Origin of the sequence: Brevundimonas sp. BR2-1 (genome assembly GCF_037626195.1) — a bacterium.
Lineage (GTDB): Bacteria > Pseudomonadota > Alphaproteobacteria > Caulobacterales > Caulobacteraceae > Brevundimonas.
Genome location: NZ_JARKMV010000001.1, coordinates 286713 through 307008, shown reverse-complemented (window position 1 = coordinate 307008; position 20296 = coordinate 286713). Strand labels below are relative to the sequence as shown.

Sequence of the window (20296 nt, the reverse complement as noted above, 5' to 3'; positions counted from 1 at the left end):
GCTAGTTCGCCGGCTTGAAATGCTCTTCAAGCGCATCGACCAACGCCAGTTCGTTCGACACCGCGATCCCCGCGGCGACCGCGTTCTTCTGCGCGACGGCGGTTTCCATTCCCGACAGGGCGCTGTCGAACGCGCCGCTCAGGCCCTTGGCGGTGACGCGCGGAGAGATCCGTGCCCAGGTTTCGCGGGCGTAGGCCACGTCGGCGGTCATCTGATCCCAATTGATCGGCCGCGATTTGGCGTTGGCGTCATATCTGAAACCCGCATAGTCCAGCAGGCTGACCTCGACGGGAACCTGGGCCGAGGCGTCCTGGGCGCTCACCAGAACCCTGTAGGTTTCGACCGCCGCGATCGCGAGCGCCGAACGGTTCTGATCCCGCAAGGCGGCGTCGATCTCCGCGGCCAGCGTGTCGAGGCGCGCGGCCTGGTCAGGCGCGAGCAAGGCCCGAGCCTCCGAAGACTTCTGTCGAGCGGCGGTCAGCGAGGCGGCGAGCTCGGGCAACGTCTTGTCGAAAGCGGTTTCCGTCAGCGTCTCGTACCCTTCGGCCGCGGCCAGAAGCCAAACGTTGCGATCCGAGACAGCGGGCGAGGCCGCGGTCGCCGTGGCCGGCGAGTTCGTCTTGTCAGCCTGCGGATTGCATGCGGCCAGGGTGCCGGCGAGGACCGCGATCGCGGCGGCGCCTGTGAGGGATTGGGTGATGCGGATCATGGCTCTTGTGCTCCTGGGCTAGTATGCCGGCCAAGGCCGGCGGGGGAATCCGTGAGGCGGCGGGGGCGGACTTGCGGTCGGAACGCGGGTCTCGCCAAGGCGGGTCGGCGATTGACGGGGTCCCAGAGCGCCGGCCCTGGAAACCCATGGGCTCATAAGGGTGCAACCTGTCATTCGGGCGAGGCCCTGTCCACGACGTCTCGGCCAAAGGCGATCCGCGCGGTCAGTCCCGGACGGTTGGACCCCAGCACGAGGTCGGCGTCGTGAAGCGCAGCGATCGCCGCGACGAGGGCGAGTCCCAGACCCGAACCGGGCGAGTGACGGCTACTATCGAGGCGGAAGAAGCGCCGGGTCACCTTCGGCAGCGCCTCGTCCGGAATTCCCGATCCGGTATCCCTGACACAGAGGACGGTCCTCGTTCCCTCGTCGTAGACGTCGATGATGATGTGGATCGGACCTTCGGCGTGAACGATGGCGTTCTCAACGAGATTAGACAGCATCTGGATCAGCAAATCCTCGTCGCCCAGGATCATCCTGTCGCTGTCGGCCAGGAGCGCCATGGTGTGGCCGGCCTGGTCGGCGACCGGCTGGTAAGCCTCGAACACCCGCCGCACGAGCCCCGAGGCGGACACCGGAGCGAAGGTCTCCCGGCCCGTTCCCGCCTCGATCTGTGCGATCCGGAGCAGGGCCGCGAAAATGTCCAGCGCGCCGTCCAGGTCCGTCAGGGCCTGATCGATCGCCCCTTGCAGCCCCTTGGTCGTCCCAGTGTGTTCGCGCGCGTGCTCCAGGCGTTGGCGCATGCGGTTCAGCGGCGTGCGCAGGTCGTGGGCGATGTCGGACGAGACGTGCCGCATCGCGTCCATGGAGGCTTCAAGCCGTTCCAGCATGCGGTTGAGGTTATCCCGCAGCGTCGCGAATTCTGAGCCCAGACCGATGGGCGGCAGACGATCGCCGAGATGACCTTGCATGATCCGCGCGGTTGCGGCGTTCACCTTGTCGAGCCGCCGAGCCAGGATCAGGCCGGCCGCCAGACCGCCGACGGCGGCGAGCACCGCCATTCCAGCGGCTCCCCATAACGCGATCTCCGCCATCCATTCCTGCAGCTCGTGCACCGCATGGGTCGACTTGCCGACTACGAGCGTGCCATCCGGCAAGGATGTCGCGAGGGTGCGCAGGAGGACCGGTTCGTCGTGGATCGCGCCGTCGTCGGACGGCGCCGGCACGGAAACCTCGCTCAAGCCAGCGGCAACCGGGACCGGTATCGGTAGTTGGCCTCCCAGCCGACGGCCGGCGCCGTCAAACAGCGCATAGGCGAAGGGGCTGGCGATCCGCGCCCGGGCGGAGACCCGGCGCTGAAGCCCGACGAGGTCGGAGGCTGCCCCGTCGGCCAGCAGAACCCGGGTCTCGACTCCAAGGTCGTCCTCGAGCGAGTTGTTGGCGTACCCGGTCACGCCCCATTGGAACGCCCCGAACATCAAGGCTCCGCCCAAGGCGAAGATCAGGGCGAACGCGGCCGCGAGCCGCAGCGCGGAAGAGGCGAGAAATCTAGGCCCGGTCATCGATCATGTACCCGGCTCCACGGACTGTATGGATCAGCTCCCGGCCGAAAGGGCGATCGACCTTGGCCCTCAGCCGGCTCATGTGCGCGTCGACGAGATTGGTCCTGGGATCGAAATGAAAACCCCAGATCTTGTCCAGCAGCATGGCGCGGGTGACGACCTGTCCGCTGTGCCGGACCAGATATTCCAGCAGTTTGAACTCCTGGGGCGTCAGATCCAGCCGCGTCGTTTCCCGCCGGGCGGTTCGCCCGGCGAGGTCGAGCGACAGATCGCCGACCTCGAGCGTTGTTCTCAGGTCGATGGTGGGCGATCGGCGCCCGAGGGCCTGCACCCGCGCCAGCAGTTCGCTGAAGGCGTAGGGCTTGACCAGATAGTCGTCGCCGCCGGATTCGAAGCCTTCGACCCGATCCCGGACACCGCCGACGGCGGTCAAAAAGATAACCGGCGTGGCCTTGCCGGCCTCGCGGACCGCGCGGACGACGGCGAGCCCGTCGCCGCCCGGCACCATACGATCGATGATCAGAACGTCATGGGCGCCCTCGAGCGCCAGATGCAGTCCGTCGTCGGCGGTCGTGGCGAGATCGACCGTGTGGCCAGCCTCCACGAGCCCGCGTTGCACGAACTCGGCGGCCTCGGCGTCATCTTCGAGGAGGAGGAGTTTCATTTGGGCCACTCGGTGAGGAACCGCCGCCCCCGATGAGGGGACGGCGTCCTGGTCAATCGTTGTCTTCGGGACCTTCGTTGGCTTCGTCGGCTTCTTCGGCGACCGCGCTCACCGCCCCGCTGACGGCATCCACGGCATAGGTGGCGACGCGGTCGCCGCTTGCGATCTCGACTTCCCAGCTACGGCCGTTTTCGTCGTCGAACGAGGCTTCCATGGCCTTGCCCGATCCCTGGCGTTCCGCGATGGCTACGGCCTGGGCCAGCGAGACGCGCGCGCCGTTGACGGCGGCGATCTCATCGCGCTCGTCCTCCCCGGCGGACCCCGGACTGGCGGCGACCGCCACTCCGGCGATGGCCGCGGCCGAGATCAGCGCCGCCGCCGACAAACTGAAAAAGAGTTTCTTGCGGGTCATGTGACATCTCCATTCGCCCGGGATCGGGCGTGATCGGACCCTAGACCGGCCAACCTTCGCCAAAGCTCTCGCGCGCGTTACAAGTTGGAAACACCCTTGATCCAGGTTCAACGTGAGGGTCCCTGGTCGTCGCGACGCGTCGGAGTGTGGAATACAGGCCGAGGAACAATCATGCATCGTCCGACCCATTTGCTCGGCCTGAACGCGCTCAGACAGCGGCGGCCGACCCTTCGGAACATCAACGAACAGGCCAGAGAGCGGCTGTCTCCGCTCGACCGCTTCGCCATCACGATCACGACACGGGTCGGAACCATGGGGTTCTTCCTGATGATCGCCACATGGTCGGTTCTCTGGCTCGGCTGGAACTTGCTGGCCCCGGTTCATCTCCGGTTCGACCCCCCGATGGGGTTCGTGCTCTGGCTGTTCATCTCCAATCTCATCCAGATCCTCCTGATGCCGTTGATCATGGTGGGCCAGAATATTCAGGGGCGTCACGCGGAAGCCAGAGCCGACGAGGATTTCGCCGTCAATCAGAAGGCCGAGCTCGAGGTGGAGGAGATCATCCAGCATCTCGAAATCCAGACAGAGATCCTCCAGCGGCTGGACGCCGCGAGCAAAGGCCCTGCGTCAGCGTGACCAGAACATCTGTCGAAAAAGCCGGTGTCCGGCGATTTCGTGCAGGATCGCAAGACTGGCGTGACCGATCACATAGGCCCAGACGAGCTTGGATGACGCCTCGTGGACGCTCATGCCCGCGGTTCGGACGGATTCGGGAAGGACGGAGATGAGGCTCATCGTTCCCGTCACCGCCATGACGCTCATGACGATCAAGCCAAGACCGTGGACGGCGTGCGCGAAGGGATGAGAGTCGATGTCAGGCAGTCGTCCACGCCGCCAAGCGGACAGGTGAAGGCGAAAGTCCTGCCAGACGGCCAAAGTCGCCTTCGGAGAGAACCACGGAACCAGAAGACTGAAGCGGGCCTCGCCCCGACGGACCAGGGTCCACAACCAGTAGGCCAGCAGTAGGCCGAGGCTGGTCAGCCCAACCCATTCGTGGAGTTCAAACGCGAAATTCTCCGGCCGTCCGGGCTTGGGCGCGATCATGAAATTGATGATGACAAGCTGGTGGATCACCGCAACTGCCAGCAGTCCGTGAAGGGCCTTCGTCATCAGGCTTCGGTCGGTTGACATCAAGCGGTCTCCTGGGATCAGGCCAAGGTTTGTGTGCCGGTGTGACGGCGTCACTTCTCTATACGCAACCCACCTGCCAAACCCTCAAACAAAGTCTACTATAAAAATGAGAAGCATTATCGAAATACTGCCTGTCGTCAGGATCGGTTGTTGACCGGATTGACCCGCTCTACCTTTCAGCCTTGAAGAGGCGCGGATAAATCGGGAGCGCGGATGCCGTTGCACAGTGAAAGACACCTCGTAGAAAGGATCGGGTGGCTGCGGGCCGCCATCCTCGGGGCCAACGATGGGCTCGTATCAACCGCCAGCCTCATCGTCGGCGTGGCCGCGGCGGCGGCGCGGCCCAGCGACATTTTGCTCACGGGCGTCGCCGGCTTGGTCGCGGGCGCGATGTCGATGGCGGCGGGTGAATACGTCTCGGTCAGCTCGCAGGCGGATACCGAGGCGGCGGATCTGGAGCGCGAAGCGGGCGAGATCGCCGCCGACCCCGAGGCTGAGGTCGCCGAACTCACCGCCATCTACGTCCGACGCGGCCTCACCGACGAAACGGCCGCCGCCGTAGCCCGCCAATTGATGGCTCATGACGCGCTGGCCGCTCATGCCCATGACGAGCTTGGTCTGGTTCCCGGAATGAAGGCGCGGCCGGTGCAGGCGGCCCTGACGTCGGCCGTGACCTTCTCTGTCGGCGCCGCAGTGCCCCTCCTCATCGCTCTCGGAGCGCCCCCGACCTGGGTCGCGCCGGCCGTGGCTACCGGGGCGCTCGTCTCGCTCGCCGGACTTGGGGCCATCGGCGCCGCCGCCGGCGGGGCAGGAAGGTTGCGCGCGGCCGGGCGGGTGGCGATCTGGGGCGCTCTGGCCATGGCGGTCACCTCCGCGGTGGGAGCGGCGGTGGGCGCGTCGCTCTGAAGCCCGGCGACCGGAGGCGAGATCGCGACTCGCCCGACCCCCGGCGAGGCGTCCGCACCGTCCGGCGCACTCGACCCGTGGCGGAAACCGGGTGTGCTGTCCGGGCATGCGGGAATCATCTCTCCCGGATCTGGAACAGATCGGCGGGCGCGGCGGACGGTCGATCGTCTTGGGATCTTCCCTGATCCTTCAACCGTCGCAGACGTCGCGTGAGATCCTTGAGGATCAGCTGTCGGGCCCGTGGCTGCATTTTGCGCCAGGACCGGATCTCCGGAACCGAACGGCCGCAGCCCACGCACCAGCCGGTTCGACCATCGAAGCGACAGACGTCGATGCAAGGCGAATCGGCACTCACGGCATGACCGCCGCAGGACGGACGCCGATCGGTGTCGGCGCGGGGATCGCCTCATCCGTTCTGGCCACGGCGGGCAGGAGCCGGGCCGAGTTGAGAATGAAGGCGAGCTCCGACGCGACGTGGATGAAGGCGGCGAACAGCGGATTGAGAAAGCCCGCAGCCGCCAGACCGATCCCCAGGGCGTCGATGGCCAGGGTGCCGGCGAAATTCTGCCAGATGATCCGGCGGGTTCGCCGCGCGATCCGCAACGTATCGACGAGACGCACGAGATCATTTCCCAGAAGCACGACATCGGCGCTTTCCTGGGCGACATCCGTGCCCGAGCCCATGGCGATGCCGACGCTGGCGGCGGCCAGCGCGGGGGCGTCATTCACGCCGTCACCTACCATGGCGACGATCCGCTTCTGCCCCACGAGCGCCTGGATGCGGGCGAGTTTGTCTTCCGGGAGCAGGCCCGCTTCAATGTCCCGAATGCCGAGGCTGGCTCCTACGGCCTGGGCGACGGGAAGGGCGTCGCCGGTCAGCAGAAGGGTGCGGATGCCGAGGCCGTGCAGCGCTTCTATGGCGCGCTTGGCCTCCGGTCGTACGGTGTCGGCGACCGCGATCGCGCCCAGCAGGCATCCGTTCCGGGCGACGTACACCTCCGAAGCCGCTTCGACGCCGGCGCTGAGCGTGCCGGGGATCGACACCGCGTTGTCCTGCATCCAAGCCTGATTGCCGACAAGGATGACGGAGGAGCCCACCCTGGCGCCGATTCCCCGGCCTGGCCTGTAGGCGAAGTGTTCCGGCTCCGTCACCGTTCGCCCCCGGTTCAGGGCGTAGGCGACGATCGCCTTGCCCAGGGGGTGTTCGGATCGCAACTCGGCGGAAGCCGCCGCGTCGAGAAGGTCGTCCGGCGTTGCGCCGGCCACGGTCACGACCGCCTGGACCTCGGGCCGACCGAAAGTCAGCGTTCCCGTCTTGTCGAGCACCACGGTATCGACCTTGCCGAGCGTCTCCAGATGGACGCCGCCCTTGATGATCGCGCCGAGCCGGGCGGAGCGACCGATGCCGCCGAGGATGGCCAGGGGCGTGCCGGCGGCGATGCCGCAGGCCCCGGCGACGATGACCACGGAAATCGTGGAGTAGATGTTCTGGGTGATCAGATAGGTCAGGACGGCCGAGCCGAGGGCGAAATAGACGAGGTAGCCCGCCATGCGGTCCGCAAGCCGTTGAACCGGCGCTCGGGAGCGCTCCGCGCGCTCCACCGCTTCGATGATCTTGCCGTAGCTCGTGTCCCTGCCGATACGCTCGGCCTGGACTTCGAGCGCGCCGGACTGATTGATGGATCCGGCGAAGACAGCGGTCCCTTCCGTCTTCTCTACCGGCATGGATTCACCGGTGATGCGGGACTCATCGACGAACGAATGGCCTGACAAGACCGCGCCATCCACCGGAATACGTCCGCCTGGCGCGACGAGGATCGCGTCGCCGATGTTGAGGTCCTCGGCCGAAATGGTCCGGATGGCGCCCGTCCGGCGAACCGAGACCTCGCGGGGCAGGAATTCCAGCAGATCGCGGATGGCCCTGCGGCCGCGGCCGACCGTCAGACCCTCCAGCACCTCGGCCACCAGCACGAAAAGCGTGATGATCAGCGCCGTGAAGAACTCGCCGATCGCCGCCGCGGCCACGATGGCGATCGTCATCGACAGTTCCATGGTCATGCGACGCTGAAGGACGTTCTCGAAGGCTTCCTTCAGGATCGGCCAACCGCCCACCAGCAGACCGACGACTCCGATCAGGCTGATCGTTTCGAGCGGCTCCCAAACCCGGAACCATACGAGCGCTGCTGTCACCGCCACGAAACCGATGCGCACCGCCTCCGTCCACTCAAACGGATGCTCGTGATCGTGACTATCGTCCTCGTGGTCATGGTCGTGATCGTGGTGATCGCGGTCATGGCCGGCGTGAACGTGGCCCTGCCCGGAATGGTCCCCGGAATCCGGGCCGGCAGGAACGATGGTGCGGGCCTCCGCCTGGTCGGCGAGGGTGGGGAGGTTGCGGCCGGACTGATCGACCATCGGAGAGTCCATTTTCTGGCTGAATGCGGGAGAGGTCATGCCGACGACGCACAAGGCTTCAACGGTGGTGCGGTCCGGACTTTCCGGCCGCGGGGTCGATCATCGTCGTCCGTCATCGTCACGGGCCCGCTACTTTGAATAGCGACGGATTATGGCGATGAGTTCGTCGGCTCCGCTCCGGCGCTCGGCCTCGGTCAGATCGGGGCGGGCCACATGGTGGCGCAGGTGGTCCTCGATCAGTTCTTCCAGCAGCCCGCCCATGGCTCCCCGCGCCGCGGCGACCTGCTGCAAAATTTGCGAACAGCCTGCTTCGGACTCGATCGCCCGCTCGATCGCGCCCAGCTGGCCGGCGATGCGCCGGACCCGCGACACGAGCTTCTTCTTGTTGGTGACTGTGTGAGCCATGGATACTCCCCTATAGTATCTTGCCCCCTTATGCGAGACCCGATAAAGGACGACATCCTGTTGGGGAGTAGCTGCCGGTGTTGATCGCCGGGGTCGGGTCAACACACTCGCGCTTCGGCGCGTGGTCCGACCAGCGGAACCGCCGCCTAGCGAGACCAGCGTATTCCACCGCCGCACCGGCCGGAGTGGAAGCGCTGTTCATCGCCCGGTGGATGCCCGTCATGACGCCCGTCGCCATCGCCGTCCTGTCTCTCAGCATGTCCACAGACGCCTTCGCGGCAGCCGTCGGTCGCGGCGCTTCGCATCGACCGAGCCCCCTGAGCGCGATCAGGGCCGGGCTCGTGTTTGGCGTCATCGAGGCGATCACCCCGGTGATCGGCTGGTCTCTGGGCCTGGTCGCCGCAGGCCTCGTGGAGAGGATCGATCACTGGATCGCCTTCAGCCTGCTGGCGGCCGTCGGCGGAAAAATGATCCGGGAGGCCGTCCGCGCCGGGCCTGAAACCGGAGAGGGCGCCCCTCGTCGGTCCGGATCGTGGGGCCTGATCGCCACGGCGGTGGGGACCAGTATCGATGCGGCCGCAGTCGGCGTCGGCCTGGCCTTCATGGGCGCCAACATCTGGGTCATCGCCGGTTCGATCGGCGTCACGACCTTCCTGATGACCACGCTCGGTATGCTGATTGGCCGGGCGGTCGGCCGACGCTTCGGCAAGATCGTCGAACTCCTCGGAGGTCTGGCGCTGATCGCCCTCGGGTTGACGATCCTGCTCGAACATCTGGGTGTTCTCGGGGGCTGAACCGAGGGCCACGGGCGTCGCGTGGCTGGATCGGAAGACAGAGCGTGCCTTGAGCCTCAGTCGCGGCGATCCTGCAAGGCGCCGTCCTCTACCCGGATCCGCCAGGCGACGAGTAGCGCATTGGCGACGCTCCAGATCAGAGCGATCCAGACCTGGCCAAAGACCAGCGGCAGGACGAGAATCTCCAGCGATGCGACGATGTAGTTGGGGTGGCGCACAAACCGGTAGGGGCCGTGCATCTCTAGCGGCGCACCGGGCAGGGTGATGATCCGCGTGGTCCAGAACCGCCCCAGCGTCGAGATAACCCACAGCCGTCCAAACTGCAGGACGACGTACAGCGCCAGCCACCCCAGGTTCGGAGCCATCGTCCACGGCGTGAGGATGGCGATGGCCGCCAGCCAGCTGGCGTGCAGCACGATGAACAGCGGATAGTGACCGGACCCGACCTCGACTGCGCCTTCCGCCAGTAGCCGTCTGGTGTTGCGATCCGCCAGCCACAGCTCCCACAGCCGTTGCGCGGCCACCAGCCCGAGCACCAGCCACATCACGCGTGCACGATCATCAGTCCGGCGGTGAAGCCGGGCCCCAGGGTGGTCAGGAGGAGGGGGCCTTTCGCTTCGTCGTCCAGCATGGCCTTGAGCACGAACAGCACTGTCGCCGCGCTCATGTTGCCGTGGTCGCGCAGGACGTCGCGGGTGTGGGTCAGCGACCCTTCGGACAGCTCGAAACAGGCCTCCAGCGCCTCGATCACCTTGGCCCCGCCGGGATGACAGACGAACCCACCGACGTCCGCCGGAGTCATGCCTTGGCGGGCCAGGAAGTCGAGCGCCACGGGCCGGAAATCGTTCTGGACCAGGCTCGGAATATCGCGGCTGAACACGACCTTCAGGCCGTCGTCGGCGACGTCCCAGCCCATGACGTCGAGGCTGTCGGGCCAGGTGTGCTCGCGGCTGGCCCCCAACGCCGGGCCGGTGGCATCGTCGCGGCACGAGATCACCGCCGCCGCCGCGCCGTCGCCGAACAGGGCGGTGGCGACCAGATTGCTCTTGGACCGGTCCTGGGCCCGGAAGGTGAGGGCGCACAGCTCGACCACCAGCAGCAACACACGCTCGTCCGGGTGCGCCCGGGCGATGTCGGCGGCCCGCGCCAGCCCGACCACGCCCCCGGCGCAGCCCAGGCCGAAGATCGGCAGCCGCCGCACATCCGGCCGGAACGGCATCACCTGCATCAGCCGCGCGTCCAGACCCGGTGTCGCGATGCCGGTCGTGCAGACGACCACGATGGCGTCGATGTCCTCTGCTTCGAGTCCCGCCTCATTCAGCGCCTTGCCCGCAGCTTCGGCCAGCACCGTGACCGCATTCTCCAAGAACAGGTCGTTGCGTTCGGAAAAGCTGTGCGGCTTCAGATACCATTCGATGGGGACGCAGGAATGCCGCGTCTCGATCAGGGCGTTGCGATAGATGGGGGCCAGCCGCTCGAACCCGCCGTGGGTGGTGGCGAACATCTCCGCTCCGTTGGCCGCTACATCCTCCTGGCGCAGCACGTGGGGCGGCCAGGCCAACGCCAGAGCCTGTAGCCGCGGTGGGATGTCACTCACGCGATGCTCCGGGTCGTGCAACCAACACACATGCGCTTGGCGGACCGCAACCTAGCGCGACCGCGCGGGCTAGGTTCCCGCGAGCCGTCATGCCGACCTGCATGCATTCGACGATTCTGCCGGCGCAGGGGAAACTCGATGACGATGACGACGAGGTCGGGTCGTGGTCGATAGGAGGTTGGTGAGACTGCGTGGTCGGCCACCCGCGTCAGCGGAGGGGCGCGCGATCGGGCTTCGATGGAATCCTGAGTCGGTTTCGCGGGCGCCGACCGGGGCCGGTCAGTGAATGACTTCGCCCATGACCGGATCAACGCGGCGAAGCTGACCGGCGGAGTCCTGGATGAAGACTTCCACCTCCCGCCCCTGGTCCAGCAGTTGGCTCGCCCGAAGCAGGGCGGCGTCCAGGGCATCAACGCTGTAGTCATAGTGGCCCGCGTCCTGGCCGTCTCGCATCAGTCGCCATTCTCCGCCCGACCGAATGACCGTAACCTGGATCGGGGGAAGGCTCGTCGGCATGAGTGCGTCCTCGGTCGCGAGACGAGAGTCTAGAGTCGGATAGGCGCTACGGCAACGGCGCCGGAACGTGGCGGCCTGAACAGGCCATGCCGTGACTTCGCCAGTCTCGGCGCCACGGTTTTCCCAGACCGTGAGCTCGATGATCACGCCGGCCGGTCGAACGAGCGCGCGACCGCGTCTTTTCGGATACTGCTGACGGACCGAATTCGCGCCGCCTGGCCGCTGTCAGAGATATTTGGTGATCGCCTTGAACTCGGCGACCGCTTGTCGGGCCTCCGACGGATCACCGTCCGAAGCATGCGCCAGGCAATGGTCGATATGGTCGTGGATCAGGGTCTTCTTGGCCGCCGCCACCGCCTTTTCGATCGCATGAAGTTGCTGGGCCAGGTCGAGGCAGCTGCGTCCCGCCTCGATCATGCCGATGGTCTTGCGCAGATGCCCCTCGGCGCGTTTCAGCCGATTGACGATCTCGGGGTGGGATTCATGAGCGACGTGAGCCATGATCCAATGCTATCCCCCTGGAGGGGATATGGCTAGCGGCTTCATCCGCGCGTTTCAGACGGTTCCTGATGTTCTCTCCACTTCGCCACGCCGGCTATCGCCACCTCTTCATTGCCCAAGTCTCGGCCTTGCTGGGGACCGGGATGGCGACCGTGGCGCTCGGGCTGCTGGCTTACGACCTCGCGGGCGCGAACGCGGGCGAAATCCTCGGCGCGGCCCTGGCGATCAAGATGATCGCCTATATCGGCGTGGCGCCGTTCGCGAGCGCGCTTTCGGCCCGGCTGCCCAGGAAGGTGCTGCTGGTTTCACTGGACGTGGTGCGCGCCGGCGTGGCCGCCGCCCTGCCGTTCGTCGGCGAGGCCTGGCAGGTCTATGCCCTGATGACCGTGCTCTATGTGGCTTCAGCCGCCTTCACCCCGGCCTTCCAGGCGATGATCCCCGATCTGCTGCCGGACGAAGGGGAATACACCAAGGCCCTGTCTCTCTCGCGGCTCGCCGCCGACCTGGAGAGCGTCGCCAGTCCCGTGCTCGCGGCCCTGCTGCTGGCGGTAATGAGTTACAGCAACCTGTTCGCGGGCACTGCCGTGGGTTTCGTGGCGTCCGCTCTGTTCGTGGTCACCGCTGTCCTGCCCAAGCTCGGCACGGCGGCCCAGAAGCCCTTCCTGCAACGCCTCACCGGCGGCATGCGCCTGTTCGCCCTGACGCCGCGCCTGCGGGGCCTGCTGGCCATCAGCCTGGCGACCGCGGCGGGCGGAGCCATGGTGTTCGTCAATACCGTCGTTCTCGTTCAGTCGCGCTTTGGTCTCTCGGGCCAGGCGACGGCCTGGGCGCTGGCGGCGTTCGGCGGCGGCTCCATGACCGCGGCGGTGTTTCTGCCGCGCCTGCTCGGTCGGCTGACCGACCGCGCGGCGATGGTCCTCGGCGCGGCGACGATGACCGGCGTATTGCTGGCGGGAGCCTGGTTGGCCGTCAGCTACGTCGCGCTGTTGGCGCTGTGGGTGATCATGGGCTTCGGATATTCGCTGACGATCACCCCGGCGGGGAGAGCTCTGCGCCGGTCATCCAACGCGGAGGATCGGCCCGCGCTATTCGCGGCCCAGTTCGCCCTGTCCCACGCCTGCTGGCTGATCGCCTATCCCGTGGCGGGTCTGGTCAGCGCCGCGGTCGATCCGGGCGCGGCCTTCCTGGTGCTGGCGGGGCTATGCGCGACCGGAACTGTCCTGGGCCTGCTGATCTGGCCCGCCCATGATCCCGAGAACCTTCCCCACAGCCATGTGGATTTGCCGGCCGACGACCTTCACAGGCGTGAAGGCCGGGCGGGAGATGACGCGGACCACGCCCATCCCTTCGTCATCGACGAACGCCATGATCGTTGGCCGACGACGAAGGGGTGACCCGGTTGCCTAGACGACCCGTTTGATCTCGCTGTACGCGCCCTCGGTGACCAGGGTGATCGTCACGGGTTGGCCCGTGCGATTTCGCCAGAACCAGCCGTGACTGCCGGTGAAGGCGGCGGTCAGTTCATCCTCGACCCGCTCGGCCGAGCCCTTGTTGTAGCCGTGATAGTCGGTTCCGGGCCGGTCGGCGTGGGTGTCGTAGTTGATCCGCCCGCCGCTGCTGGTCCAGGTGAAGCGCGCCGTGGCCCCGGCTTGCATCACCAGCTTGATCTCGGCGCCCTGGTCGGGGGCGAGGGTCAGGACAGTCCGGTCGGAGCGCAGAGCCGCCGGGGCCGCCAAGTCAGCGCCCGCCGTCGTCGGCGCCGCCGCCGTCGCGACGGGAAACGAACCGCCTGTGGCGGCGGCCGTCGCTTCCGCGACGTCTTCGGCCTGGGCCTCGGCGGCGAGCGAGACCTTGATCCGGCCCATTTCGGTCAAGCCGAACAGTGAACCGACCCGGGTCGGATCGACGCCGTATTCGGCGGGGAGGACGACCGTGACGAGCAACCCCGTGGCGACCGCCACGGCGATGCCGGTGGACTTCAGCAGCTTGCGCGTCGAGGGCAGGTCCGCGTCGGTGGGTTTATTGGCGTTGTACATGATGAGGTCTCCGGTCAGACGACGAAGAAGCCGACGAGCTGATAGCCCGTCAGGATGAAGCCGAGAGTCATGAGGACGACGTTGGCGGCATAGGCGTGCCGCCAGAAACTGCCGGTCTTGCGCCAGAATCCCATGACGATGAGGATGGCGCCCAGGGCCAGAAGTTGGCCCGCCTCGACGCCGATGTTGAAGGCGACCAGATTGCCGATCAGTCCGTCCGGCGACAGGTTGAAGTCCTGCAGCTTGGTGGCGAGGCCGAAGCCGTGGAACAGGCCGAAAATCAGGGTCGCCCCCCTGGTGCTGGGCTGGAAGCCGAACCACCGCTGGAAGGCTCCGAGATTGTCGAGCGCCTTGTAGACCACCGACAGGCCGATGATGGCGTCGACCAGATAGCTGGACACGCTGATGTCGGTCAGCACGCCGAGCAGCAGGGTGGTGGAGTGGCCGATGGCGAACAGCGTCACATAGAGGCTGATGTCCTTCATCCGGTAGAGGAAGAAGATGACGCCGAGCAGGAACAGCAGGTGGTCGTAGCCGGTGACCATATGCTTGGCCCCCAGGTAGACGAACGGCCAGAACAGGAAGCCGGAGGTTTCCTGGATATAGCCCTTGTCGCCCTCGGCGACGCCATGGGCCAGCGCCTGACCCATGGCTCCGTCCATGAGGAAGAACAGCAGGACGGCGGCCAGCGCCATGGCCGGTGATTGAAGCCACGACCAGCGGTCGCGGCGATACGCAACTGTCATGAGAACCTTTCGAAGGTTTGGGGACGGAACGTGGAAGCCCTGGGTCCGCGGCGATCGCCGATCCCCGTCACTTCCGCCTGCCTTTGACGCGGAACGGCAGGTGGTCGAGCCAGGCGGGACGCGGGCGATCCTCGGGCCGGTCGCGGCCGTGCACCAGGCTGTAGAGGGCCGGGAGCACGAGCAGGGTTAGCAGGGTCGATGAGATGATCCCGCCGATGACCACAGTGGCCAGAGGCCGCTGCACCTCGGCCCCCGTTCCGACATTGAGCGCCATGGGCACGAAGCCCAGGCTGGCGACCAGGGCGGTCATCAACACCGGCCGCAGACGGGTCAGCGCGCCCTCGCGGATGGCTTCGGGAATCGGCTTGCCCTCCTCGATCAGGCCCCGGATGAAGCTGACCATGACGACGCCGTTGAGTACGGCGACGCCGGAGAGGGCGATGAAGCCGACGCCGGCCGAGATCGACAGCGGGAGATCGCGCATCATCAGGGCGGCCACCCCGCCGGTGAGCGCCAGGGGCACGCCGGAGAAGACGATCGCCGAGTCCTTCCACGAGCGGAACAGGGCGAACAGCAGGCCGAAGATCAGCAGCAGCACAGCCGGCACCACGACCTGAAGCCGTTTGGCTGCCGAGATCAGCTGTTCGAAGGTGCCGCCATAGGTGACCCAATAGCCGGCGGGGATTGTCACCTCGGTGTCGACCCGCTCCTGAACCTCCCCGATGAAGGAGCCCAGGTCGCGGTCGCGGACGTTGGACGTGACCACGATGCGGCGCTTGCCGTTCTCGCGACTGATCTGGTTGGGACCGACCGTGAGCTCGATCGTCGCCACTTCGGCGAGGGGCACGAACTGGCGCGCCTGCCCCTCGCTTGCCGGCAACGGGATCTGCAGGCGGCCGATGGCGTCGGTGTCGGCCCGCAGATCCTCGGGCAGTCGAACGACGACGTCGAAACGCCGGTCGCCCTCGAAGATCTGCCCCGCCGTCGTGCCGCCCATGGAGGTGGAGATGACCGACTGGACGTCGTTCACGCTCAGCCCCAGGCGCGCCATGGCGGCGCGGTTCGGGGTGATCTGGAGCACAGGCAGGCCGGTGATCTGTTCGGTCTGGGGATCGGCCGCGCCCTCGACGGTCGAGACGATGCCTTCGATCTCGGCGCCGAGCCTGAGCAGTTCGTCCAGATCGTCACCGAAGACCTTGATGGCGACGTCGGCGCGCACGCCCGAGAGCAGTTCGTTGAACCGCATCTGGATCGGCTGGGTGAACTCATATTTGCTGCCGGGTATTTCGTTCACGGCGGCTTCCATCTCCTCGACCAGCTGGCCGCGGGGCTTTCTCGGATCGGGCCAGTCGGAGCGGTCCTTCAGCATGATGAAGGTGTCGGCGACCGAGGGCGGCACCGGATCGGTGGCGACCTCGGCGGTCCCGATCTTGGCGACCACCCGCTCGACCTCGGGGAACTCGGCGATCCTGGCTTCCAGTGCGGTCTGCATCTGGATGGCCTGGCTCAGGCTGGTGCCGGGGATTCGCAGCGCATGCATGGCGATGTCCCCTTCGTCGAGATTGGGCACGAACTCCGAACCCATCCGTGAGGCGCCGAAGCCCGCCAGCAACACAAGCGCCACGGCGATGCCGATCATCAAACCCCGGGTCTTCAACGCGAAGTCCAGCGCCGGCTGATAGCCGACCCGGGCCCAGCGCATCACGAAGCTGTCCTTTTCCTCGACCTTGCCGGTGACAAACATGGCCACCGCCGCCGGCACGAAGGTCAACGACAGGAGCAGGGCCGCCGTCAGGGCGATGACGACGGTGATCGCCATCGGGTGGAACATCTTCCCCTCGACCCCGGTCAGGCCGAAGATCGGCACATAGACCAGGGTGATGATCATCACACCGAACAGCGAGGGCCGGATGACCTCGCTGGAGGCCGAGGCCGCCAGCTCGAAGCGTTCTTGTTTGGTCAGGATGCGACCCAGGCGGTGCTGGGCCTCGCCGAAGCGGCGCAGACAGTTTTCGACGATGATGACGGCCCCATCGACGATCAGGCCGAAGTCGAGTGCGCCGAGGCTCATCAGATTGCCGGACGTGCCGGTCTGCACCATCCCGGTGATGGTCATCAGCATGGTGATCGGAATGACCGCCGCCGTGATCAACGCCGCCCGAATGTTGCCGAGCAGCAGGAACAGCACGACGACGACCAGCAGGGCGCCTTCCAGCAGGTTCTTCTCGACCGTGTGGATGGCGCGCTCGACCAGGTCTGTCCGGTCATAGACCGGCGATGCCGTCACCCCCTCGGGCAACGCGCGCGCGGCCTCCTCCAGGCTGACGGCGGCGGCCCGGGCCACCACACGGCTGTTCTCGCCGGCCAGCATCAGAACCGTGGCGAGCACGGTCTCCTTGCCATCTTCAGTCGCGGCCCCGGTGCGCAGTTCTTCGCCCATGCCCACGTCTGCGACATCGGCGATGCGGATCGGAACCCCGCCCCGCGTGGCGATGACGACATTGCCCAGATCCTCGGTGGTCGAAGCCTGACCTGGCACGCGGATCAGATACTGCTCGCCGAAGCGTTCGACATAGCCGGCGCCGACGTTGGCGTTGTTGTTGTCCAGCGCATCGACCACCTCGGCCATGGTCACGCCATAGGCGGAAAGACGATCGGGCTGGGGCGTGACGTGATACTGACGCTCATATCCGCCAATCGTGTTGACCTCGGTCACGCCCTTGGTGTTGCGCAGCTGCGGTCGGATCACCCAGTCCTGCAGGGTTCTCAGATCCTCGGTCGTATAGGGCTGTCCGTCCGGGCGACGCGCGTTCGGCGCGGCGTCGATCGTGTACATGAAGATTTCGCCCAGGCCGGTGGCGATGGGGCCGAGTTCGGGCGTAACGCCTGGGGGGAGCTGGCCGAGCGCGTTCTGAAGCCGCTCGTTGACCAGTTGGCGCGCGAAATAGATGTCGGTGCCGTCGTCGAAGATGACGGTGACCTGGCTCAGCCCGTAGCGCGAGACCGACCGGGTGTATTGCAGGCCCGGTACGCCCGCGACCGCCGTCTCGACGGGGAAGGTGATGCGTTGTTCGGCCTCCAGCGGCGAGTAGCCGGGAGCCTCGGTGTTGATCTGGATCTGGACGTTGGTGATGTCCGGCGTGGCGTCGATCGGCAGGCGCTGGAAACTCCAGACGCCGACCGCGCAGGCCAGAAGGACGAGCGCCATGACCCCCCAGCGGAAGCGGATCGACAGCGCGATGATGCGTTCAAGCATGGTCTGCGCGCCCCCTAGTGGTCATGGCTCGCGCCGGACTTGTCGATGTCCGCGCGAATGAGAAAGGCGCCGTCGACGACGTATTCGGTTCCGGGTTCGAGACCGCCCAGCACCTCGGTCCATTCCGGCGTGCGGCGGCCGAGTTCCAGCATCCGCACTTCATAGGTGTTGCCGACCTTGGCGTAGACGACCTGGAAATCGCGGAACGGCTGAATGGCCTTGGTCTGGACCGCCAGCGCAACTTCGCCCTGACCGACCTGGACCGCGCCCCGGACCCCCAGTCCCGGCCGCCAGACGCCGCCCTGGTAGGGCAGCGCGACGTGGGCGACCAGGGTCTGGCTCATGGGGTCGCTGGACGGCAGGACCGCCTCGATGACGCCGAGCGCGCGATGCTCGCCCGCCAGGCTGGTGATCTCGACGCGCTGGCCGACCCGGACGCGTTCGGCGTCGCGGGGATAGAGGAAGAATTCGGCGTGCAGCCGGGTCGGATCGCCAATGGTCAGCATCGGCTCGCCATTGCCCGTGATGGCGCCGGGGTTGACGTTCTTGGCGGTGATCATCCCCGAGATCGGCGCCGTGACCGAATAGGTCTGCAGACTGTCGCTGGACTCGACGCGCGCCAGCACCTGACCGCGAGAGACGCGTTGGCCCAGCTGGACGTTCATCGCCACCACCCGTCCCGGATAGCGCGCGTGGACTTCACTCTGTCCCTCGGGCGTGATCTCGACCCGGCCGCTGAGCGGCAGGCTCTCGCCGAGCACCGCCCCGCCGGCTCTCTGCGTCGTGACCCCGCCCGCCCGTGCGGCGTCGGCGGTTATCACCGTGCGGCCTTCATATGATGGATAGGCCCAGGCCGACCGCTTGCCCGCATGGGTCGCCGCCACCGAGACGTCGAACGAATGCGGCTCGGCCACCACAGTGGGGCTCGCGAGATAGTCGGCGGTCGGCGTGAACGCGAAACGGTCGACCTTGGGCCCCAGCCGCGTCAGGGCGATGGAGGCCTGGACTTGTCGCGGATCCAGCGGCTTGTCCTTCAAGTAAGGGTAGAGGCGATAGAGCGGCTCGGGGCCCTCTTCAAAGATGGTGATCTCCAGGGAGAAGTCGCCGTCCCTGAGCAGGCGGCCGTTGTGCGGGCCCCGCTCATAGTCAGCGGCCTCCGCGGCCTCCGCGCCTTCGGCCTTTTCAGCCCCGCCCTGTCCGCAGGCTGAAACGCCGACCGCAAGGGCCAGCAATGACGCGGCGATCACGCGCCGCGAGGGAGTGTGACGGATCATGAGCGGATCTCCAGGCCGAGCAGGTCGGCGTGCGCGCCGGTCAGCCGGTCAAGGCGGGCGCGGTCGATGTGAAACTGTTTGAGAACCGCGACGCGGCGGGCCTTGGTAGCGAGAAGCGCGGTCTGGGCGGCGATGACGTCATTGTAGGTGAAACCGCCGCGCGCAAAGCCGTCGCGGACGAGGGCCACGGCGCGCTCGGCCTGAGGCAAGGTCTCGTTGGCGATGCGCTGCGCTTCCAGAGCCCGCGAGGCGAGAAGCACCTGTAGCCGGGCGATCTCGCGTTCCCGTTCCTGCCGGAGAGCCGCCATGTCGGCCTCGGCGGCGACGCCTTCGAACCTGGCGCGCTCAATGGCCCCCTCGTTTCGATCGTAGCGGCCGAGCGGGATGGACCCGCCGACCACCAGGCCAAGATCTTGCCCGTCCCAGAAGTGGCGGACGCCGACGCTGACCGTGGCGTCAGGGGTGGAGCGCGCCTGTTCCACGCGGACTCTGGCTTGAGCGACATCCCGCTGTGCGGCCAGAACCGCGAGGTCAATCCCGGAGGCCGGGCCTGCCATTTCTCGGGCGGCGCCCGTGTCCTCGAAGTCGGCCGGATCGAGAGAAAAATCCGGGGCGCCGATCCAGAACCGTCCGAGCGTGGCGCGGGCGAGCCGGGCCTGAATTCCGGCCTGGTCGAAGTCGATCTGGGCTTGAGCGAGTTCGGCCTCGGCGCGGGCGCCGGCGAACAGGGGATCGCGGGCCATGTCCACACGACGCTGCACTTCGATCTGGAAGCGTTCGGCCAGGGCGAGACGTTCACGAGCGATCTCAAGTTCGGCCTGGGCGAAAAGCGCTTCGGCCCAGGCGCGTTGCACCTGCTCTAGACGATCCAGTCGTCTGATCGCCGCTTCGGCCTGGACGACGGCGACTTCGCCCCGGGCCAGAGCCACCCGGGCCGGTCGATCGCCGCCCCGCTCAAACCGCTGCTCATAGGACAGGGTCGTCTCTGTGCGGTCGATGATGTTGCCGCCGCCCAGCGTCGGCAGGTTTTCGACCATCAAGCCCAGCGTCGGATTGGGCCGGACGTCGGCCTGGCGCACAGCGGCGTCGCCCGCGCGAACCCGCGCCTCCGCGCCGGGCAAGCCCGGATCGACGCCGGCGGCGCGCGCGAGCGCGCCCTCCAGGGTCAGGGCGGCCGCTTCCGTCGCGGCCGACGGCGGGGTCTGCGCGAGCGCAGGAAGAGACGGCAACGCCGCCAGTGGAAGCGCCAGCGCCGAAACGGCCGCCAGACGCGCCCACGATCCGGCCAGGCCGGTAATCGGGGTGTTCAAGGAAA

Annotated in this window: 21 protein-coding genes and 1 riboswitch; of the genes, 4 read left to right on the top strand and 17 right to left on the bottom strand. The window is 66.9% G+C overall.

What is annotated here, in order from left to right; all coding sequences use genetic code 11:
* Position 1 precedes the first annotated feature (1 nt).
* The 4 genes from BrevBR_RS01560 to BrevBR_RS01545 form a co-directional block, all read right to left on the bottom strand.
* A complete protein-coding gene (locus BrevBR_RS01560; RefSeq protein ID WP_339999704.1) occupies positions 2-709 on the bottom strand; it encodes a hypothetical protein in 708 nt (235 codons plus the stop codon).
* 170 nt (positions 710-879) lie between these two features.
* Complete coding sequence (locus tag BrevBR_RS01555; RefSeq protein WP_339999703.1) at positions 880-2268, bottom strand: sensor histidine kinase; 1389 nt, start codon at positions 2266-2268, stop codon at positions 880-882.
* A complete protein-coding gene (locus BrevBR_RS01550; protein ID WP_339999702.1) occupies positions 2255-2932 on the bottom strand; it encodes a winged helix-turn-helix domain-containing protein in 678 nt (225 codons plus the stop codon). The genes BrevBR_RS01555 and BrevBR_RS01550 overlap by 14 nt, the downstream gene beginning before the upstream one ends.
* A 52-nt stretch (positions 2933-2984) precedes the next feature.
* On the bottom strand, positions 2985-3344 hold the full coding sequence (locus BrevBR_RS01545; protein WP_339999701.1) for a PepSY domain-containing protein: 360 nt from the start codon (positions 3342-3344) through the stop codon (positions 2985-2987).
* 171 nt (positions 3345-3515) lie between these two features.
* Here BrevBR_RS01545 and BrevBR_RS01540 point away from each other — a divergent pair, with 171 nt between their 5' ends.
* Positions 3516-3980 (top strand): DUF1003 domain-containing protein, encoded by a 465-nt coding sequence (locus tag BrevBR_RS01540; RefSeq protein ID WP_339999700.1) that lies wholly within the window; start codon positions 3516-3518, stop codon positions 3978-3980.
* On the opposite strand, the gene BrevBR_RS01535 is transcribed toward BrevBR_RS01540, so the two are convergent.
* On the bottom strand, positions 3972-4514 hold the full coding sequence (locus BrevBR_RS01535) for a cytochrome b/b6 domain-containing protein (RefSeq protein ID WP_339999699.1): 543 nt from the start codon (positions 4512-4514) through the stop codon (positions 3972-3974). The two genes, BrevBR_RS01540 and BrevBR_RS01535, sit on opposite strands and share 9 nt — an antisense overlap.
* Before the next feature lie 234 nt (positions 4515-4748).
* Here BrevBR_RS01535 and BrevBR_RS01530 point away from each other — a divergent pair, with 234 nt between their 5' ends.
* Positions 4749-5441 (top strand): VIT1/CCC1 transporter family protein, encoded by a 693-nt coding sequence (locus tag BrevBR_RS01530; RefSeq protein WP_339999698.1) that lies wholly within the window; start codon positions 4749-4751, stop codon positions 5439-5441.
* A gap of 115 nt (positions 5442-5556) precedes the next feature.
* Here the strand turns inward: BrevBR_RS01530 and BrevBR_RS16540 are convergent, their stop codons facing one another.
* From BrevBR_RS16540 to BrevBR_RS01520, 3 genes are all read right to left on the bottom strand, one after another.
* Positions 5557-5796: a DUF1289 domain-containing protein gene (locus tag BrevBR_RS16540; protein WP_445214735.1), complete on the bottom strand. Its 240-nt coding sequence runs from the start codon at positions 5794-5796 to the stop codon at positions 5557-5559.
* Positions 5793-7856, bottom strand: a complete 2064-nt coding sequence (locus BrevBR_RS01525) for a heavy metal translocating P-type ATPase (RefSeq protein WP_339999697.1) — start codon at positions 7854-7856, stop codon at positions 5793-5795. Before BrevBR_RS01525 ends, BrevBR_RS16540 begins: the two co-directional genes overlap by 4 nt.
* A 129-nt stretch (positions 7857-7985) precedes the next feature.
* Positions 7986-8261, bottom strand: a complete 276-nt coding sequence (locus BrevBR_RS01520; RefSeq protein ID WP_339999696.1) for a metal/formaldehyde-sensitive transcriptional repressor — start codon at positions 8259-8261, stop codon at positions 7986-7988.
* Between the two features lie 53 nt (positions 8262-8314).
* Positions 8315-8482, top strand: a riboswitch (yybP-ykoY riboswitch).
* On the opposite strand from BrevBR_RS01520, the gene BrevBR_RS01515 reads away from it, so the two are divergent.
* On the top strand, positions 8483-9055 hold the full coding sequence (locus BrevBR_RS01515; protein ID WP_339999695.1) for a manganese efflux pump MntP: 573 nt from the start codon (positions 8483-8485) through the stop codon (positions 9053-9055).
* A 56-nt stretch (positions 9056-9111) separates the two neighbouring features.
* Here BrevBR_RS01515 and BrevBR_RS01510 read toward each other — a convergent pair whose 3' ends face one another.
* The 4 genes from BrevBR_RS01510 to BrevBR_RS01495 all read right to left on the bottom strand — a co-directional run bounded on the left by BrevBR_RS01510 (position 9112) and on the right by BrevBR_RS01495 (position 11669).
* A complete protein-coding gene (locus tag BrevBR_RS01510; protein WP_339999694.1) occupies positions 9112-9600 on the bottom strand; it encodes an isoprenylcysteine carboxyl methyltransferase family protein in 489 nt (162 codons plus the stop codon).
* Complete coding sequence (locus BrevBR_RS01505) at positions 9600-10652, bottom strand: type III polyketide synthase (RefSeq protein ID WP_339999693.1); 1053 nt, start codon at positions 10650-10652, stop codon at positions 9600-9602. Before BrevBR_RS01505 ends, BrevBR_RS01510 begins: the two co-directional genes overlap by 1 nt.
* A gap of 279 nt (positions 10653-10931) precedes the next feature.
* The gene (locus tag BrevBR_RS01500; protein WP_339999692.1) at positions 10932-11168 is read right to left on the bottom strand and encodes a hypothetical protein; all 237 of its coding nucleotides are present in this window, start codon (positions 11166-11168) and stop codon (positions 10932-10934) included.
* A 225-nt stretch (positions 11169-11393) separates the two neighbouring features.
* Entirely contained in the window at positions 11394-11669 is a 276-nt protein-coding gene (locus BrevBR_RS01495) for a metal-sensing transcriptional repressor (protein WP_339999691.1), read from the bottom strand.
* A 68-nt stretch (positions 11670-11737) separates the two neighbouring features.
* Here BrevBR_RS01495 and BrevBR_RS01490 point away from each other — a divergent pair, with 68 nt between their 5' ends.
* Entirely contained in the window at positions 11738-13063 is a 1326-nt protein-coding gene (locus tag BrevBR_RS01490) for an MFS transporter (RefSeq protein ID WP_339999690.1), read from the top strand.
* A gap of 9 nt (positions 13064-13072) precedes the next feature.
* Here BrevBR_RS01490 and BrevBR_RS01485 read toward each other — a convergent pair whose 3' ends face one another.
* From BrevBR_RS01485 to BrevBR_RS01465, 5 genes are all read right to left on the bottom strand, one after another.
* Entirely contained in the window at positions 13073-13705 is a 633-nt protein-coding gene (locus BrevBR_RS01485; protein ID WP_339999689.1) for a transmembrane anchor protein, read from the bottom strand.
* A 14-nt stretch (positions 13706-13719) separates the two neighbouring features.
* Positions 13720-14451: a HupE/UreJ family protein gene (locus tag BrevBR_RS01480; RefSeq protein WP_305758954.1), complete on the bottom strand. Its 732-nt coding sequence runs from the start codon at positions 14449-14451 to the stop codon at positions 13720-13722.
* A 67-nt stretch (positions 14452-14518) separates the two neighbouring features.
* The gene (locus BrevBR_RS01475) at positions 14519-17707 is read right to left on the bottom strand and encodes an efflux RND transporter permease subunit (protein WP_339999688.1); all 3189 of its coding nucleotides are present in this window, start codon (positions 17705-17707) and stop codon (positions 14519-14521) included.
* Positions 17708-17721: 14 nt separating this feature from the next.
* Positions 17722-18981, bottom strand: coding sequence for an efflux RND transporter periplasmic adaptor subunit (locus tag BrevBR_RS01470; RefSeq protein ID WP_339999687.1), 1260 nt, complete (start codon positions 18979-18981; stop codon positions 17722-17724).
* On the bottom strand, positions 18978-20291 hold the full coding sequence (locus tag BrevBR_RS01465) for a TolC family protein (protein WP_291838478.1): 1314 nt from the start codon (positions 20289-20291) through the stop codon (positions 18978-18980). The genes BrevBR_RS01470 and BrevBR_RS01465 overlap by 4 nt, the downstream gene beginning before the upstream one ends.
* Between the last annotated feature and the right edge of the window lie 5 nt (positions 20292-20296).

What these genes read in the sequence shown, in the direction of transcription:
- BrevBR_RS01560 (WP_339999704.1), bottom strand. Translation starts at nt 709, where the DNA reads ATGATCCGCATCACCCAATCCCTCACAGGCGCCGCCGCGATCGCGGTC.
- BrevBR_RS01555 (WP_339999703.1), bottom strand. Translation starts at nt 2,268, where the DNA reads ATGACCGGGCCTAGATTTCTCGCCTCTTCCGCGCTGCGGCTCGCGGCC.
- BrevBR_RS01550 (WP_339999702.1), bottom strand. Translation starts at nt 2,932, where the DNA reads ATGAAACTCCTCCTCCTCGAAGATGACGCCGAGGCCGCCGAGTTCGTG.
- BrevBR_RS01545 (WP_339999701.1), bottom strand. Translation starts at nt 3,344, where the DNA reads ATGACCCGCAAGAAACTCTTTTTCAGTTTGTCGGCGGCGGCGCTGATC.
- BrevBR_RS01540 (WP_339999700.1), top strand. Translation starts at nt 3,516, where the DNA reads ATGCATCGTCCGACCCATTTGCTCGGCCTGAACGCGCTCAGACAGCGG.
- BrevBR_RS01535 (WP_339999699.1), bottom strand. Translation starts at nt 4,514, where the DNA reads ATGACGAAGGCCCTTCACGGACTGCTGGCAGTTGCGGTGATCCACCAG.
- BrevBR_RS01530 (WP_339999698.1), top strand. Translation starts at nt 4,749, where the DNA reads ATGCCGTTGCACAGTGAAAGACACCTCGTAGAAAGGATCGGGTGGCTG.
- BrevBR_RS01525 (WP_339999697.1), bottom strand. Translation starts at nt 7,856, where the DNA reads ATGGTCGATCAGTCCGGCCGCAACCTCCCCACCCTCGCCGACCAGGCG.
- BrevBR_RS01520 (WP_339999696.1), bottom strand. Translation starts at nt 8,261, where the DNA reads ATGGCTCACACAGTCACCAACAAGAAGAAGCTCGTGTCGCGGGTCCGG.
- BrevBR_RS01515 (WP_339999695.1), top strand. Translation starts at nt 8,483, where the DNA reads ATGACGCCCGTCGCCATCGCCGTCCTGTCTCTCAGCATGTCCACAGAC.
- BrevBR_RS01510 (WP_339999694.1), bottom strand. Translation starts at nt 9,600, where the DNA reads ATGTGGCTGGTGCTCGGGCTGGTGGCCGCGCAACGGCTGTGGGAGCTG.
- BrevBR_RS01500 (WP_339999692.1), bottom strand. Translation starts at nt 11,168, where the DNA reads ATGCCGACGAGCCTTCCCCCGATCCAGGTTACGGTCATTCGGTCGGGC.
- BrevBR_RS01495 (WP_339999691.1), bottom strand. Translation starts at nt 11,669, where the DNA reads ATGGCTCACGTCGCTCATGAATCCCACCCCGAGATCGTCAATCGGCTG.
- BrevBR_RS01490 (WP_339999690.1), top strand. Translation starts at nt 11,738, where the DNA reads ATGTTCTCTCCACTTCGCCACGCCGGCTATCGCCACCTCTTCATTGCC.
- BrevBR_RS01485 (WP_339999689.1), bottom strand. Translation starts at nt 13,705, where the DNA reads ATGTACAACGCCAATAAACCCACCGACGCGGACCTGCCCTCGACGCGC.
- BrevBR_RS01480 (WP_305758954.1), bottom strand. Translation starts at nt 14,451, where the DNA reads ATGACAGTTGCGTATCGCCGCGACCGCTGGTCGTGGCTTCAATCACCG.
- BrevBR_RS01475 (WP_339999688.1), bottom strand. Translation starts at nt 17,707, where the DNA reads ATGCTTGAACGCATCATCGCGCTGTCGATCCGCTTCCGCTGGGGGGTC.
- BrevBR_RS01470 (WP_339999687.1), bottom strand. Translation starts at nt 18,981, where the DNA reads ATGATCCGTCACACTCCCTCGCGGCGCGTGATCGCCGCGTCATTGCTG.